Below are 12,626 nucleotides of genomic sequence, written 5' to 3'. Positions count from 1 at the left end.
ATGGAAATCCTGTTCTGCACGGCCCTCGGCGTGCTCACCGCCAGCGGCGTCTACCTGCTGCTGCGGGCCCGGCTCTATCCGGTGGTGCTCGGCCTCACCCTACTCTCCTATGCGGTCAACCTCTTCCTGTTCGCCATGGGCCGGCTGCGCACCGGGGTGCCGGCGGTGATCGGCCAGGCCGCCGAGCAGGCCGATCCGGTGCCCCAGGCGCTGGTGCTCACCGCCATCGTCATCGGCTTCGCCATGACCGCCTTCGTGGTCGCCCTGTCGCTGCGCGCCCTGGGCGAGTTGCGCACCGACCACGTGGATGGCGAGGAACCGCGCCGATGAAGCACCTGATCATCCTGCCGATCCTCGTGCCGCTGTTCATGGGCGCCTTCCTGCTGATGCGCCCACGGCTGTCGGCGACCACCGCGCGGCGGCTGTCGCTGCTCGCCACCTGGGCGCTGCTGCCCCTGGCCGTGCTGCTCCTGCAGCGGGCCAGCAGCGGTAGCCTGGAGGTCTACGCCCTGGGCGACTGGCCGGCGCCCTTCGGCATCGTCCTGCTGCTGGATCGCCTGGCCGCCTTGATGCTGTTCACCGTGGCGGTGCTGGCCGGTTGCACGGCGCTCTATGCCTGCCGCGGCGACGACGAGCGCGGCCCGGATTTCCATGCGCTGTTCCAGTTCCAGTTGCTGGGCATCAACGGCGCCTTCCTCACCGGTGACCTGTTCAACCTCTTCGTCTTCTTCGAGATCCTGCTGATCGCCTCCTACGCCCTGCTGGTGCACGGCGCCGGCCCCGCCCGGGTACGCGCCGGCCTGCACTACGTGGTGCTCAACCTGGTGGGCTCGGCGCTGTTCCTGATCGGCATCGGCCTGCTCTACGGCCTGCTCGGCACCCTCAATATGGCGGACCTGGGCCTGCGGGTGGCCAATGCCGATCCGGCGCAGGCACCGCTGCTGGCCGCCGCTGGCTTCCTGCTGCTGGTGGTGTTCGGTCTCAAGGGCGCCATCCTGCCGCTGTACTTCTGGCTGCCCGGCGCCTATTCCGCCGCCAGCGCCCCGGTCGCAGCGCTGTTCGCCATCATGACCAAGGTCGGCCTCTACGCCATCGTCCGCGTCTTCCTGCTGGTGTTCGGCAGCGCCGCCGGCCCCCTGGCGGGCTTCGTGCTGCCCTGGCTCTGGCCACTGGCGGCGCTCACCCTGGCCGCCGGGGTGTTTGGCGCCCTGGCCGCGCGCCAGCTCAAGGCGCTGCTCGGCTACCTGGTGGTGATCTCGGTGGGCATGCTGCTGACCGGCGTGGCCCTGGGCAGCGTCGCGGGGCTGGCCGCTGCACTGTTCTACCTGGTACACAGCACCTGGATCGCCGGCGCCCTGTTCCTGCTGGCGGACCTCTTCGCCCAGCAACGCGGCCCCCAGGGCGATGGCCTGAACAGCGGTCCGCAGCTGGCCAATCCACGCCTGCTCGGCGGGCTGTTCTTCCTCGGCGCGGTGTCCGTCGCCGGCTTGCCACCCTTCCCCGGCTTCCTCGGCAAGGTGATGCTGTTGCAGGCCACCGGTACCGCCTGGCCGGCGTTGATCATCTGGCCGGTGGTCCTGCTCGGTGGGCTGGGCATGCTCATCGCCCTGTCCCGCGCCGGCACCACCCTGTTCTGGCGCAGCAACAGTGCCGCCCTGAGCGTGCGCCTCGACCCGGTCCAGCTCGCCGCCACCCTCGGCCTGCTGGCGGGCAGTCCGCTGCTGGTCGCCGCTGCGGCGCCACTGCACGGCTATGTGCTGGACACCGCCCGGCAACTGCTGGACGTGGCGCCTTACTTCGATATCGTCCGGGGGGTCGGCCCATGAAGCGCTGGCTGCCGCATCCGCTGCTCACCCTGCTGCTGACCCTGACCTGGCTGCTGCTCAACAACAGCCTGAGCCTGGGCCAGCTGCTGCTGGGCCTGCTGCTGGGCTGGGGCATCCCGCTGCTCTGCCAGGACTTCCTGCTCCATGCTCCGCGGCTACGTCGCCCGGGCCTGCTGCTGCGCTACGCACTGATGGTGCTGTACGACATCATCGTCGCCAACCTGCACGTCGCCCGCCTGGTACTGGGGCCTACCCGGGACCTCAAGCCAGCCTTCATCGAAGTGCCCATCGACATCGAGGATGAGTTCCTCCTCACCCTGCTGGCCTGCGTGGTCTCCCTCACCCCCGGTACCGTGTCCTCCGGCCTCAGCGGCGATCGCAAGACCCTGTTGCTGCACGGCCTGGACGTCGACGACAAGGCGCAGGTGATCCGCCAGGTCAAGACTCGCTATGAAGCCCCGCTCAAGGAGATCTTCGAATGCTCACCTACGTGACACTGCTGTGCATGGGCATGATGGGCGTGGCCGCCGTGCTCAACGTCTATCGCCTGGTGAAGGGCCCAGACATCCCGGATCGGGTGCTGGCCCTGGATACCCTCTACATCAACGTCCTGGCGTTGATCGTGCTGTTCGGCATCTGGCTGGCCACCGCCGTCTTCTTCGAAGCGGCGCTGCTCATCGCCGTGACCGGCTTCGTCGGTACCGTGGCGCTGGGCAAGCACATGCTCCACGGCGAAATCATCGACTAACAGGGAGCTATGCTCATGCCCTTCTGGCTCGAACTCCTGATCTGCGCCCTGCTGCTCATCGGCAGCAGCTTCGCCCTCATCGGCGCCATCGGCCTGTACCGGTTGCCGGACTTCTTCATGCGCCTGCACGGCCCGACCAAGGCCACCACCCTGGGCGTGGGCAGCACCATCATCGCCTCCATGCTGTTCTTCAGCGTCCAGGGTGATGGCCTCAGCCTGCACGAGCTGCTGATCGCCCTGTTCCTCTTCATCACCGCGCCGGTGAGCGCCCACATGATGGCCCGCGCCGCCATCCAGCAGAAGGTCAAGCTGGTGGAACGCACCGATGGACGTCCGTGGCAATGAGGCGTCGCCGCCGCGCTCATCGCTGATACTGGCCGGCGGCGTGCGCCTGCTCTAGGGTAGGCCTTTCACCTCTCAAGACCCGTGGATGCCCCCATGCGCACCTTCCTCTCCATCCTGGCCACCCCTGCGCTGCTTGGCGGCCTGCTGCTAACGGCCGGCTGTAGCCGTGACGAACGCCCAGCGTCCAGCTACCAGCTCGCTAATCCGGCGTCCGAATACTGCCTCAGCCAGGGCGGTCGAGTGGACATCCGCCAGGACGCCATCGGCAACCAGTACGGCATCTGTCATTTCGCCGATGGCCATGAGGTCGAGGAGTGGGCGCTGTACCGCCGCGACCACCCCTGAGGAGCTGGGCGGCCTCAGCGGCCGCCACTGACCTGGCTGAAGTCCTGCCGGCCGAAGGGACTGGGCTGGTAGCCCTCAACCCCGGTCTTGGCCAGGACCGTCACCGTCGGATGCGCCAGCGGCAGCCACAGCGCCTGGTCGTGGATGATGCGCTGGGCCTGGTGGTAGACGGTGGCCCGGGCCATCTGGTCGGACAGGGTCTTGCCCTTGGCGATGGCGCCATCCAGGGTCTTGTCGCAATAGCGGGCGAAGTTGAGGCCCGACTGCACCGAGGCGCAGGAGAATTGCGGCGTCAGGTAGTTGTCCGGATCGCCGTTGTCGCCGGCCCAGCCCATGAACAGGAGATCGTGCTCGCCGGTCTTGGCGCGGCGGATCAGCTCACCCCATTCGATCACCTGGATCTGCGCATCGACGCCGATCTTCTTCAGGTCGGCCTGCAGCATCTGGGCGCCCAGTTGCGGATTGGGGTTGAGCAGGCTGCCACTGGGTCGGGTCCAGATAGTGGTCTTGAAGCCGTCCTTGAGGCCCGCCTGGGCCAGCAGGGTCTTGGCCTTGGCCGGGTCATAGGGATAGGCCGGCACGTCCTTGGCGTAGCCCCAGGTGGTCGGCGGATAGACGTTGTCGGCAGCCACCGCGGTGTCTTGGAACACCGCCTTGAGATAGCTCTGCTTGTCGAACGCCAGGTTGATGGCCTGGCGCACCTTGATGTTGTCCAGCGGTGGATGGCTGGTGTTGATGCCGACGAAGGCGGTCATGAAGGCCGGCGTCTGCAGCACCTGCAGGCTCTTGTCCTCCCGGGCGCTCTGCAGGTCCTGCGGCTTGGGCGAGAGGGCGAGCTGGCACTCGCCGCGCTTGAGCCGCTGCAGGCGCACCGCCGAGTCCGGGGTGATGGCGTAGATCAGCCCATCCAGCTTGGGCTTGCCGGCGAAATAGTCCGGGTTGGCCGCATAGCGCACCACGGCGTCCTTCTGGTAGCGCTTGAAGACGAAGGGCCCGGTGCCTATGGGTTCGTCGTTGAGCTGGGCGGTCTTGCCGGCCTTGAGCAGCTGGTCGGCGTATTCGGCGGAATAGATGGAGGCGAAGCCCATGCTCAGGGTCGGCAGGAAGGTGGCATCCGGGGTGTTGAGCACGATGCGCACGCCCAGGTCGCTGGTCTTCTCGACGCTCTTGATCAACTTGGGCCACTGCATCGACTGGGCATGGGGGTAGCCGCTCTTGGCCACCGCGTGCCAGGGATGATCCTTGTCCAGCATGCGCTGGAAGCTGAACACCACGTCGTCGGCGTTCAGGCTGCGGCTGGGGGTGAAGTAGTCGGTGTGGTGAAACTTCACGTCCGGGCGCAGGGTGAAGTCATAGGTCAGGCCGTCGTTGGAGATCGTCCAGCTCTGGGCCAGGCTCGGCACCAGCTTGCCTTCGCTGGCGTCGTAGTCCACCAGGCGATTCATCAGCACGTCGGCCGAGGCGTTGGTGGTGGTCAGGGAGTTGTACTGCACCACGTCGAATCCATCCGGACTGGCTTCGGTGCAGACACTGAGCGTGGCGGCCTGGGCCAGCAGGGGCGCGAAGAGCAGAGGCAAGGCGGCGAAACGCATGGATGATTCCTTGTAGATCCGGGGTGGGCAGACGGTGGAACTGGACAGTGGCAGCGGGCTGACAGACCCTGCCGATGACCGTCTGGCGGATGTGCTGGGGTTTTCTCAGTCGCCTTAAACTAGACCACCCGTCCGTCTGTCACAATGCTTCTGACCGACGAACGGTTGGCATTCCGGAGAGGGCCGCGCAGCGCCCGCTCCGCGGGGATTTCATCGGTCGCCCCACCTTGTTATCGCCGAGCGCTTCTGGTATAAAACAGCGCTCTTTTTTCGGGGTATGGCCGCTTCAGGTCCCCGGCTTTCGCCGGCGCTCCCGTCAAAACAGGAATCAATACAGTTACAAGCGGCCAACCCATGCCGGGTTTGGCATGAGGTTTATGAGGGCTGAGCCATGTCGAGAGTTTGCCAAGTAACCGGTAAGGGTCCGATTACTGGGAACAACGTTTCCCACGCTAACAACAAAACCCGTCGTCGTTTCCTGCCGAACCTGCAGCATCACCGTTTCTGGGTAGAATCCGAGAAGCGCTTCGTGCGTCTGCGCGTTTCTGCCAAGGGCATGCGTATCATCGACAAGCGCGGTATCGAAACCGTCCTGTCCGAGCTGCGTAGCCGCGGCGAAAAATTCTAAGGGGATTCGTCATGCGTGAATTGATCCGTCTGATTTCCAGTGCCGGTACCGGCCACTTCTACACCACTGACAAGAACAAGCGCACCAAGCCCGAAAAGATCGAAATCAAGAAATTCGATCCGGTCGTGCGCAAGCATGTCATGTACAAGGAAGGCAAGATCAAGTAATTGATCGCCCCCTTGACAAAAAACCCGCCTCGGCGGGTTTTTTGTTGCCTGGCGTTCGGCGGATCCGGCCGCAGCCGGTCCGCCGCGCCCAGGAGCTCACTTGAACTGGCCGGTCAGCTCGCGCAGGGCGGCTTCCGCGCCGAGGATCTTCTGCATGCATTCCCGTGCCTTGGCCGGCTCTATGTTGAGCCGCGCATAGAGATCGTCGGGAATGGGCTGGGCCGGGCCATTGCCGATGCCCTCGGCGCGCAGCAGCTGCACGGCGAGGAAGATCAGGTTGGGATAGACCGCCTGCTCGCCCTGATACTCCGGATCGCCCTGGAAGCGCAGCGCCGTGACCACCTCCTCGGGCATTTCCCAGCAGCGCATCAGGGCGGCGCCGATCTGCTCGCGGGTGATGCCCAGCAGGTGATGCTCGACCACCTGGTGATCCAGCTGGCGGTTGGCCTCCAAATGGCGGCAGATCAGCGTGAAGTGCGGCGGGAAGACGTGGGCCAGCACCAGGTAACCGAAGTTGTGCAGCAGGCCGCCGAGATAGGCCAGGCCCATCTCCGGCCGCTCCGCCCGCGGCATGGAGCGCGCCAGGCCCTCGATCAGGGCGGCGGTGTAGATGGCCTGCTTCCAGTAGGGCGTTTCCTGCTGCGCCTGGTCGCTGGGCAAGCTGAGGGTCTTGCCCAGCGCCAGACCGAGGGCCAGGTTGATCACCAGGTCGAAGCCCAGCACCCGCACGATGGCATCTTCCACCGAGCGGATCTTGCCGGGCGCGGCATAGTAGGGCGACGCCGCCCAGCTGATCACCTGGGCGGCCAGGGCCGGATCGGTCTCCACCACGTTGGCCAGGTCGTCCACCGTGGCATCGGGATCGACCCGCAGCTTGATGACCTTTTCCGCGGTCTTGGACAGCGGCGGGATTTCCAGGGTCTCGTCGAGGCGCTGGCGAATGCGGCGTGCGGTGAAGGCGGTCGCGGCATGGAGGATCTCCGCCTGGTCGCGCTCTGGCTGACGTAGATTCGGCTGGATACCCGCTGCCGGAATGCCGAAGCTGCCGGCGGTCGCCTGACTCAACAGACGGCGATAGTCAGACGTTTCCACCTCCAACAGCAGCGAGCGCTCACCCGATTCCAGCAGCAGTCGCGGTGCCTCCAGCAGTCGCTCGTCATACAGGCAGGGGGAATTGGTCAGCGAGGGTAGCCCCGGCAGGACATCCAGTTCGTAGCGCTCCAGGGTGCGCAGCAGCCGCTCCGGCGCCACCACCGCCAGTTGCCGCCCGGTGAACTCCACCAGCCGGCGCAGATCCAGCAACTGGTCCTCGGGCAGCAGCACCAGCAGCATGCCGACGCTGTCGCTGAGGAGCACCGTGTGCACCCGATTCGCCTGCGGCTGGCGGGTCGTCGCCGGTACCGGCCGATAGGCCAGATTCAACTGGGCGAGTAGCTGCTGGATCGAAGGGGGGACTTCAGGGACGGGCGAAGCGAGCGCTACATCGGTCATGGCATTTTCTTCCTCACGTACGCCCTGGAGTATAACCATTCGGCTCCGCAGGTAGCGTCGTCTGTATAAGCTTTGTCACACCTGGCCGTATTGCTGTCCATGGCGCAGCCAACGCTCCAGCAGCGGACCGGCATGGCTCGGCCAGCGCGCCAGCAACTCCTGGGCGGCGTCACGCACCGCCGGCAGCCAGTGGGCGTCGCGCATGAGATCGGCCACCTTGAACTGCAACAGACCCGTCTGGCGCGTGCCGAGCATCTCGCCGGGGCCACGCAATTCCAGGTCCTTCTCGGCGATGATGAAGCCGTCGTTGGTCTCGCGCATGATGGCCAGGCGCTCGCGACCGATCTGCGACAGCGGCGGGTGGAACAGCAGCACGCAATGGCTGACCGCACTGCCCCGTCCGACCCGGCCGCGCAACTGGTGCAACTGGGCCAGGCCCAGGCGTTCGGGATTCTCGATGATCATCAGGCTGGCGTTGGGCACGTCCACCCCCACCTCGATCACCGTGGTGGCCACCAGCAGCTGCAGGTTGCCGGCCTTGAACTCGGCCATCACCGCGGCCTTCTCCGCCGGCTTCATGCGGCCGTGGATCAACCCGACGTGCAATTCGGCCAGGGCCAGCTGCAACTCCTCGTAGGTGGTCTCCGCCGCCTGGCAGGTGAGCTCCTCGGATTCCTCGATCAGGGTGCAGACCCAGTAGGCCTGGCGCCCTTCGTGGCAGGCGGCGCGGACACGCTCCACCACCTCCTCGCGGCGACTGTCGGTGACGCTCACGGTATTGACCGGGGTCCGCCCCGGCGGCAATTCGTCGAGCACCGAGGTATCCAGGTCGGCATAGGCGCTCATGGCCAGGGTGCGCGGGATGGGCGTGGCGGTCATGATCAGCTGGTGCGGCGCCAGGCGCCCGTCGACGCCCTTCTGGCGCAGAGCCAGGCGCTGCTGCACGCCGAAGCGGTGCTGTTCGTCGATCACCACCAGCGCCAGACGGGCGAAGCGGACCTCGTCCTGGAACAGCGCATGGGTGCCCACCACCATGGGCGCCCCGGCGGCGATACGTTCGAGCGAGCTGGCGCGGGCCTTGCCCTTGAGCTTGCCGGCCAGCCAGGCCACCTCGATGTCCAGGGCGGCGAACCAGCGCTGGAAGTTGAGGAAGTGCTGTTCGGCGAGGATCTCGGTGGGCGCCATCAAGGCCACCTGGTAGCCGGCCTCGATGGCCTGCAGCGCAGCCAGGGCGGCCACCACCGTCTTGCCCGCGCCCACGTCGCCCTGCACCAGGCGCAGCATGGGCTCGCCCTGGGCCAGGTCGTAGGCGATCTCGCGGCCGACCCGCTGCTGGGCGCCGGTGGGGGTGAAGCCGAGGTTGTCCAGGTAGCGCTGGGGCAGCCGCCGGGCGGCTGGCAAGGGCACCGCACGCTGCGCCCTCAGGGTCTCGCGCAGCCGCTGCAGGGATAGCTGGTGAGTGAGCAATTCTTCGAAGACCAGCCGTTCCTGGGCCCAGTGGCGACCCTCGGCGAGTTCTTCCAGGTCGGCATCCGGCGGCGGCCGGTGCAGGTAGCGCAGCGCATCGGCCAGCGGGCCCAGGCGATAGTGCGCGGCCATCTCCGGCGGCAGCCAGTCCGGCAGGGAGTCGGGCCCCAGCCGCTCCAGCGTCTGGGCGCTGAGCTGGCGCAGGCGCAGCTGGGTGAGGCCCTCGGTGGTCGGGTAGATGGGGGTCAGCGTCTGCTCGACCGGCGCCGGGGCGTTTTCATCCTGGGCACGGTACTCCGGGTGATAGATCTCCAGCCCCGAGGCGCCGGGACGGACCTCGCCATAGCAGCGCAGCAGGGTGCCGCGCTTGAGGCCGTCCTTCTGCGCCTGGCTGAAGTGGAAGAATCGCAGCGACAGGGTACCGCTGCCGTCCTGCAGCCTGACCAGCAGGCTGCGGCGGCGGCCCATGAGCACCTCGGCGGAGGCGACCATGCCCTCGACCACCGCATCCTGGCCGGGCCGCAGGGCACCGATGGGCACGATGCGGGTCCGGTCCTGGTAGCGCAGCGGCAGGTGGAAGAGCACGTCCTGCAGGGTTTCCAGGCCGACCCGCGCGAGCTTTTCCTGCAGGGCGGCGCCGACCCCCTTGAGGGCGGTGACCGGCGTCGCGGCCAGTTCGCTCATGCCGGCTGCACGACGCCCTTGGCTTCGGGTCGCGCCACCGAACACAGCCGGACCGAATCGGCCAGCACCTCGATGGCCTTGGGCCGCGGGAAGCTGGCGCGCCAGGCGATGGCCACGGTGCGATAGGGCACCGGCCGCTCGAAGGGTCGCACCTCGATGATCCCCGGCGCATAGTGATGGCTCTCCACCGCCGAGAACGGCAGCACCGAGACGCCCAGGCCCGAGGCGACCATGTGGCGGATGGTTTCCAGTGAGGAGGATTCCACCGTGGAGTTCTTGTTCTCCTCGTGCTTGCGTACCGTCGGGCAAGCTTCCAGCACCTGGTCGCGGAAGCAGTGACCTTCGCCGAGCAGCAGCAGGCTCTTGTCGCTGAGCTGGTTCTGCGGAATGGTCTTGAGCTTGGTCCAAGGGTGCCGCGCCGGCATCATCACGTAGAAGGGTTCGTCGTACAGCGGCATGGTCAGGACATCCGGCTCGCTGAACGGCAGGGCCAGGATGACGGCGTCCAATTCACCCGTGCGCAGCTTGTCGCGCAGCAGATGGGTGAAGTTTTCCTCGATGTACAGCGGCATCTCCGGTGCCACCCGGTTGAGCTGCGGGATGAGATGCGGGAAGAGATAGGGCCCGATGGTATAGATGGCGCCGATCTTCAGTGGGGCGCTGAGCTGGTTCTTGCCGGCCTGGGCCAGCTCGCGGATGCCCTGGGCCTGCTCCAGCACCTTCTGCGCCTGGGCGACGATGCCCTCGCCGGTGGGGGTGAGGCGCACGGCACTCTTGCTGCGCTCGAAGATCAGAATGCCCAGCTCGTCCTCGAGCTTCTTGACGCCGACCGACAGCGTCGGCTGGCTGACATGGCAACGCTCGGCGGCTCGGCCAAAGTGCTGTTCCTGGGCGAGCGTGACGATATAGCGCAGTTCAGTCAGGGTCATAGTCAAATTCCATGGGTTGCCGGCCAATCTTAGCGGCTGTCTCTATCAACGGCCAAGCGCGACGGGCAGGCGACCGCCGTAAGCGGTTGGACCTCGGCCACGCAGGGGCTACCCTGGCCGTCTGTCCAGGCCTTTGCAGAAGGAAACACCGATGAGCACCATCCTGATCGCCGGTTGCGGCGATGTCGGCAGCCGTCTCGGCCTGCAACTGGTCGCCCAGGGCCACCGCGTCTTCGGCCTCAGGCGCAATGTCGCCGCCCTGCCCGCCGCGCTGCTCCCGGTCGCCGGGGACCTGGCCGATGCCACGCCACCGGCCGCCTGGCCGCGGGAACCCCTCGACCAGGTGGTCTATGCCACCGCGGCGACGCACCACGACGAAGCCGGCTATCGCGCCGCCTACGTCGAGGGTCTGCGCCACCTGCTGGGCTGGCTGGCCGCCTGCGACCAGCGCCCGAGGCGCCTGCTGTTCGTCTCCAGCAGCGGCGTCTACGCCCAGCAGGACGGCGCCTGGATCGACGAAACCGCGCCGGCCGAATCCACGCGCTTTTCCGGGCGCATCCTGCGCGAGGCGGAAGACCTGGCTCTGGGCAGCGGCCTTCCGGCCAGCGTGGTGCGCCTGACCGGCATCTATGGGCCGGGACGCGAGGCGCTGCTGCGCCAGGTCCGCGAAGGCTCGCGGGTGAGCCGCGAGCCGCCGCTGTATGGCAATCGCATCCATGTCGAGGACGCGGCCGGCCTGCTGGCACTGCTGCTGGAGCGAGATCGCGCCGGGGTCGCCCTGGAGGCGCTCTACCTCGGCGTCGACGACGATCCGGCGCCGCTGGACGAGGTGGTCGACTGGCTGCGGGCCCGCCTGGGCATCGACTTCTGGTCCGCAGAGGCCCAGCTGCGCCGCGCCGGCAGCAAGAGGTGCAGCAACGCCCGCGCCCGGGCCCTGGGCTGGGTGCCCCGCTACCCCAGCTATCGCGAAGGCTACGCGGCAATTCTCGCGGGCTGAAACGACAGAGCCCGGCACGGGGCCGGGCTCTGCATTCGACTTGCAGCTACCTAGTCACGCAGGGCTTCGCCGCGGGTGGCCTGGGGACGCTCCTCGGGCTTGGCGTCGCTCTTGAGGTGCGGCAGCGCGGCCCAGTAGGCGGCGCCCTTCTCGGCGTCGTACAGGCCTTCCCACTTGGCGATGACCAGTGCGGCCAGGGCGTTGCCGATCACGTTCAGCGCGGTGCGCGCCATGTCCATGATGCGGTCCACGCCAGCGATGAAGGCCAGGCCTTCCAGCGGGATGCCGACGCTGCCCAGGGTGGCCAGCAGCACCACGAAGGAGACGCCCGGTACCCCGGCGATGCCCTTGGAGGTGACCATCAGGGTCAGCACCAGCAGCAGTTGCTGGCTCAGCGACAGGTCGATGCCATAGAGCTGGGCGATGAACAGCGCCGCGATGCTCTGGTAGAGGGTGGAACCGTCGAGGTTGAAGGAGTAGCCGGTAGGCACCACGAAGCTGGTGATGGCCTTGGGCGCACCGTAGGCCTCCATCTTCTCGATGATGCGCGGCAGCACGGTTTCCGAGCTGGCGGTGGAATAGGCCAGGATCAGCTCGTCTTTCAGGATGCGGATGATGCGGAAGATCGAGAAGCCGAACAGCTTGGCCACCAGGCCCAGCACGCCGAGGGCGAAGAAGCCGATGGCGACGTAGACCAGCACCACCAGCTTGGCCAGCGGCAGCAGGGAGGCGAAGCCGAAGTTGGCCACGGTCACCGCGATCAGGGCGAAGACGCCGATGGGGGCGTAGTTCATGATCATGTGGGTGACCTTGAACATGGCCTCGGAGATGCCTTGGAACACCCGCACCACCGGTTCGCGGGTGGCTTCCGGCAGGGCGCCCAGGCCCAGGCCGAACATCACGGCGAAGAAGATGATCGGCAGCATCTCACCGCGGGCCACGGCGGCGAAGACGTTGGACGGGATCAGGTTGAGGATGGTCGCGATGAAGGCATGGTCGTGCTGCACCTCCGCCGTGGTCTTCTGGTACTGGGAGATGTCGGTGGTACCCAGGGTGCTCAGGTCGATACCGGCCCCGGGCTGCACGCTGTCGGCGAAGAACAGGCCGACGACGATGGCCAGGGTGGTGACGATCTCGAAATAGAGGATGGTCTTCAGCCCGATGCGGCCCAGCTTCTTGGAGTCGCCGACACCGGCGATGCCGACCACCAGGGTGGCGATGACGATGGGCACCACGATCATCTTGATCAGCCGGATGAAGATGTCACCGGCCGGCTTGAGAACGTTCGAGATCCACCAGGCCTTCTCGGCGCTGAAGTGGTTGAGCAGTGCGCCGACGGCGATCCCCAGCACGAGGCCGATGAGGATCTGCCACGCGAGGCTGAGCTTGGGCTTGGTCATGTACCGA

14 protein-coding genes are annotated in these 12,626 nt (G+C 66.9%); 9 read left to right on the top strand and 5 right to left on the bottom strand.

The window, feature by feature from the left end; translation table 11 throughout:
* The 6 genes from ACYJP6_RS03345 to ACYJP6_RS03320 all read left to right on the top strand — a co-directional run bounded on the left by ACYJP6_RS03345 (position 1) and on the right by ACYJP6_RS03320 (position 3,264).
* Positions 1-330: a Na+/H+ antiporter subunit C gene (locus tag ACYJP6_RS03345; RefSeq protein ID WP_027597400.1), complete on the top strand. Its 330-nt coding sequence runs from the start codon at positions 1-3 to the stop codon at positions 328-330.
* Positions 327-1,826: a monovalent cation/H+ antiporter subunit D gene (locus ACYJP6_RS03340; RefSeq protein WP_459473346.1), complete on the top strand. Its 1,500-nt coding sequence runs from the start codon at positions 327-329 to the stop codon at positions 1,824-1,826. Before ACYJP6_RS03345 ends, ACYJP6_RS03340 begins: the two co-directional genes overlap by 4 nt.
* Positions 1,823-2,320, top strand: a complete 498-nt coding sequence (locus ACYJP6_RS03335) for a Na+/H+ antiporter subunit E (RefSeq protein ID WP_459473344.1) — start codon at positions 1,823-1,825, stop codon at positions 2,318-2,320. Before ACYJP6_RS03340 ends, ACYJP6_RS03335 begins: the two co-directional genes overlap by 4 nt.
* Entirely contained in the window at positions 2,305-2,574 is a 270-nt protein-coding gene (locus ACYJP6_RS03330; RefSeq protein WP_140219306.1) for a K+/H+ antiporter subunit F, read from the top strand. Before ACYJP6_RS03335 ends, ACYJP6_RS03330 begins: the two co-directional genes overlap by 16 nt.
* 15 nt (positions 2,575-2,589) lie before the next feature.
* Positions 2,590-2,919 (top strand): Na+/H+ antiporter subunit G, encoded by a 330-nt coding sequence (locus ACYJP6_RS03325; RefSeq protein ID WP_459473342.1) that lies wholly within the window; start codon positions 2,590-2,592, stop codon positions 2,917-2,919.
* A 93-nt stretch (positions 2,920-3,012) separates the two neighbouring features.
* The gene (locus tag ACYJP6_RS03320) at positions 3,013-3,264 is read left to right on the top strand and encodes a putative hemolysin (RefSeq protein ID WP_459473340.1); all 252 of its coding nucleotides are present in this window, start codon (positions 3,013-3,015) and stop codon (positions 3,262-3,264) included.
* A 14-nt stretch (positions 3,265-3,278) separates the two neighbouring features.
* On the opposite strand, the gene ACYJP6_RS03315 is transcribed toward ACYJP6_RS03320, so the two are convergent.
* Positions 3,279-4,856, bottom strand: a complete 1,578-nt coding sequence (locus ACYJP6_RS03315; RefSeq protein WP_459473338.1) for an ABC transporter substrate-binding protein — start codon at positions 4,854-4,856, stop codon at positions 3,279-3,281.
* Between the two features lie 391 nt (positions 4,857-5,247).
* Here ACYJP6_RS03315 and rpmB point away from each other — a divergent pair, with 391 nt between their 5' ends.
* Positions 5,248-5,484, top strand: coding sequence for a 50S ribosomal protein L28 (gene rpmB / locus ACYJP6_RS03310; RefSeq protein WP_007159903.1), 237 nt, complete (start codon positions 5,248-5,250; stop codon positions 5,482-5,484).
* Positions 5,485-5,495: 11 nt separating this feature from the next.
* Positions 5,496-5,651, top strand: coding sequence for a 50S ribosomal protein L33 (rpmG, locus tag ACYJP6_RS03305; RefSeq protein ID WP_007159904.1), 156 nt, complete (start codon positions 5,496-5,498; stop codon positions 5,649-5,651).
* A gap of 96 nt (positions 5,652-5,747) precedes the next feature.
* Here rpmG and ACYJP6_RS03300 read toward each other — a convergent pair whose 3' ends face one another.
* From ACYJP6_RS03300 to ACYJP6_RS03290, 3 genes are all read right to left on the bottom strand, one after another.
* Entirely contained in the window at positions 5,748-7,142 is a 1,395-nt protein-coding gene (locus tag ACYJP6_RS03300) for an aminoacyl-tRNA deacylase and HDOD domain-containing protein (protein ID WP_459473336.1), read from the bottom strand.
* Positions 7,143-7,217: 75 nt separating this feature from the next.
* The gene (gene recG / locus ACYJP6_RS03295) at positions 7,218-9,293 is read right to left on the bottom strand and encodes an ATP-dependent DNA helicase RecG (protein WP_459473334.1); all 2,076 of its coding nucleotides are present in this window, start codon (positions 9,291-9,293) and stop codon (positions 7,218-7,220) included.
* Complete coding sequence (locus ACYJP6_RS03290) at positions 9,290-10,222, bottom strand: hydrogen peroxide-inducible genes activator (protein WP_145011326.1); 933 nt, start codon at positions 10,220-10,222, stop codon at positions 9,290-9,292. Before ACYJP6_RS03290 ends, recG begins: the two co-directional genes overlap by 4 nt.
* A gap of 151 nt (positions 10,223-10,373) precedes the next feature.
* On the opposite strand from ACYJP6_RS03290, the gene ACYJP6_RS03285 reads away from it, so the two are divergent.
* Positions 10,374-11,219, top strand: coding sequence for an NAD-dependent epimerase/dehydratase family protein (locus tag ACYJP6_RS03285; protein ID WP_459473333.1), 846 nt, complete (start codon positions 10,374-10,376; stop codon positions 11,217-11,219).
* A 50-nt stretch (positions 11,220-11,269) separates the two neighbouring features.
* Here the strand turns inward: ACYJP6_RS03285 and gltP are convergent, their stop codons facing one another.
* Positions 11,270-12,619 carry a glutamate/aspartate:proton symporter GltP gene (gene gltP, locus ACYJP6_RS03280; RefSeq protein ID WP_459473331.1) on the bottom strand — a complete coding sequence of 450 codons (1,350 nt, stop codon included), beginning with the start codon at positions 12,617-12,619 and terminating at the stop codon, positions 11,270-11,272.
* Positions 12,620-12,626: the final 7 nt, after the last annotated feature.

The sequence above is a fragment of the Pseudomonas sp. No.117 genome (assembly GCF_054558395.1).
Note: the sequence above shows the minus strand (reverse complement) of the source record. Positions and strands in the feature narration are given on the sequence as shown.

Coding starts and splice junctions, on each gene's coding strand:
- ACYJP6_RS03300 (WP_459473336.1), bottom strand. CDS start 7,142: ATGACCGATGTAGCGCTCGCTTCGCCCGTCCCTGAAGTCCCCCCTTCG.
- gltP (WP_459473331.1), bottom strand. CDS start 12,619: ATGACCAAGCCCAAGCTCAGCCTCGCGTGGCAGATCCTCATCGGCCTC.
- rpmB (WP_007159903.1), top strand. CDS start 5,248: ATGTCGAGAGTTTGCCAAGTAACCGGTAAGGGTCCGATTACTGGGAAC.
- ACYJP6_RS03345 (WP_027597400.1), top strand. CDS start 1: ATGGAAATCCTGTTCTGCACGGCCCTCGGCGTGCTCACCGCCAGCGGC.
- ACYJP6_RS03290 (WP_145011326.1), bottom strand. CDS start 10,222: ATGACCCTGACTGAACTGCGCTATATCGTCACGCTCGCCCAGGAACAG.
- ACYJP6_RS03320 (WP_459473340.1), top strand. CDS start 3,013: ATGCGCACCTTCCTCTCCATCCTGGCCACCCCTGCGCTGCTTGGCGGC.
- ACYJP6_RS03325 (WP_459473342.1), top strand. CDS start 2,590: ATGCCCTTCTGGCTCGAACTCCTGATCTGCGCCCTGCTGCTCATCGGC.
- ACYJP6_RS03340 (WP_459473346.1), top strand. CDS start 327: ATGAAGCACCTGATCATCCTGCCGATCCTCGTGCCGCTGTTCATGGGC.
- recG (WP_459473334.1), bottom strand. CDS start 9,293: ATGAGCGAACTGGCCGCGACGCCGGTCACCGCCCTCAAGGGGGTCGGC.
- ACYJP6_RS03285 (WP_459473333.1), top strand. CDS start 10,374: ATGAGCACCATCCTGATCGCCGGTTGCGGCGATGTCGGCAGCCGTCTC.
- ACYJP6_RS03335 (WP_459473344.1), top strand. CDS start 1,823: ATGAAGCGCTGGCTGCCGCATCCGCTGCTCACCCTGCTGCTGACCCTG.
- ACYJP6_RS03330 (WP_140219306.1), top strand. CDS start 2,305: ATGCTCACCTACGTGACACTGCTGTGCATGGGCATGATGGGCGTGGCC.
- ACYJP6_RS03315 (WP_459473338.1), bottom strand. CDS start 4,856: ATGCGTTTCGCCGCCTTGCCTCTGCTCTTCGCGCCCCTGCTGGCCCAG.
- rpmG (WP_007159904.1), top strand. CDS start 5,496: ATGCGTGAATTGATCCGTCTGATTTCCAGTGCCGGTACCGGCCACTTC.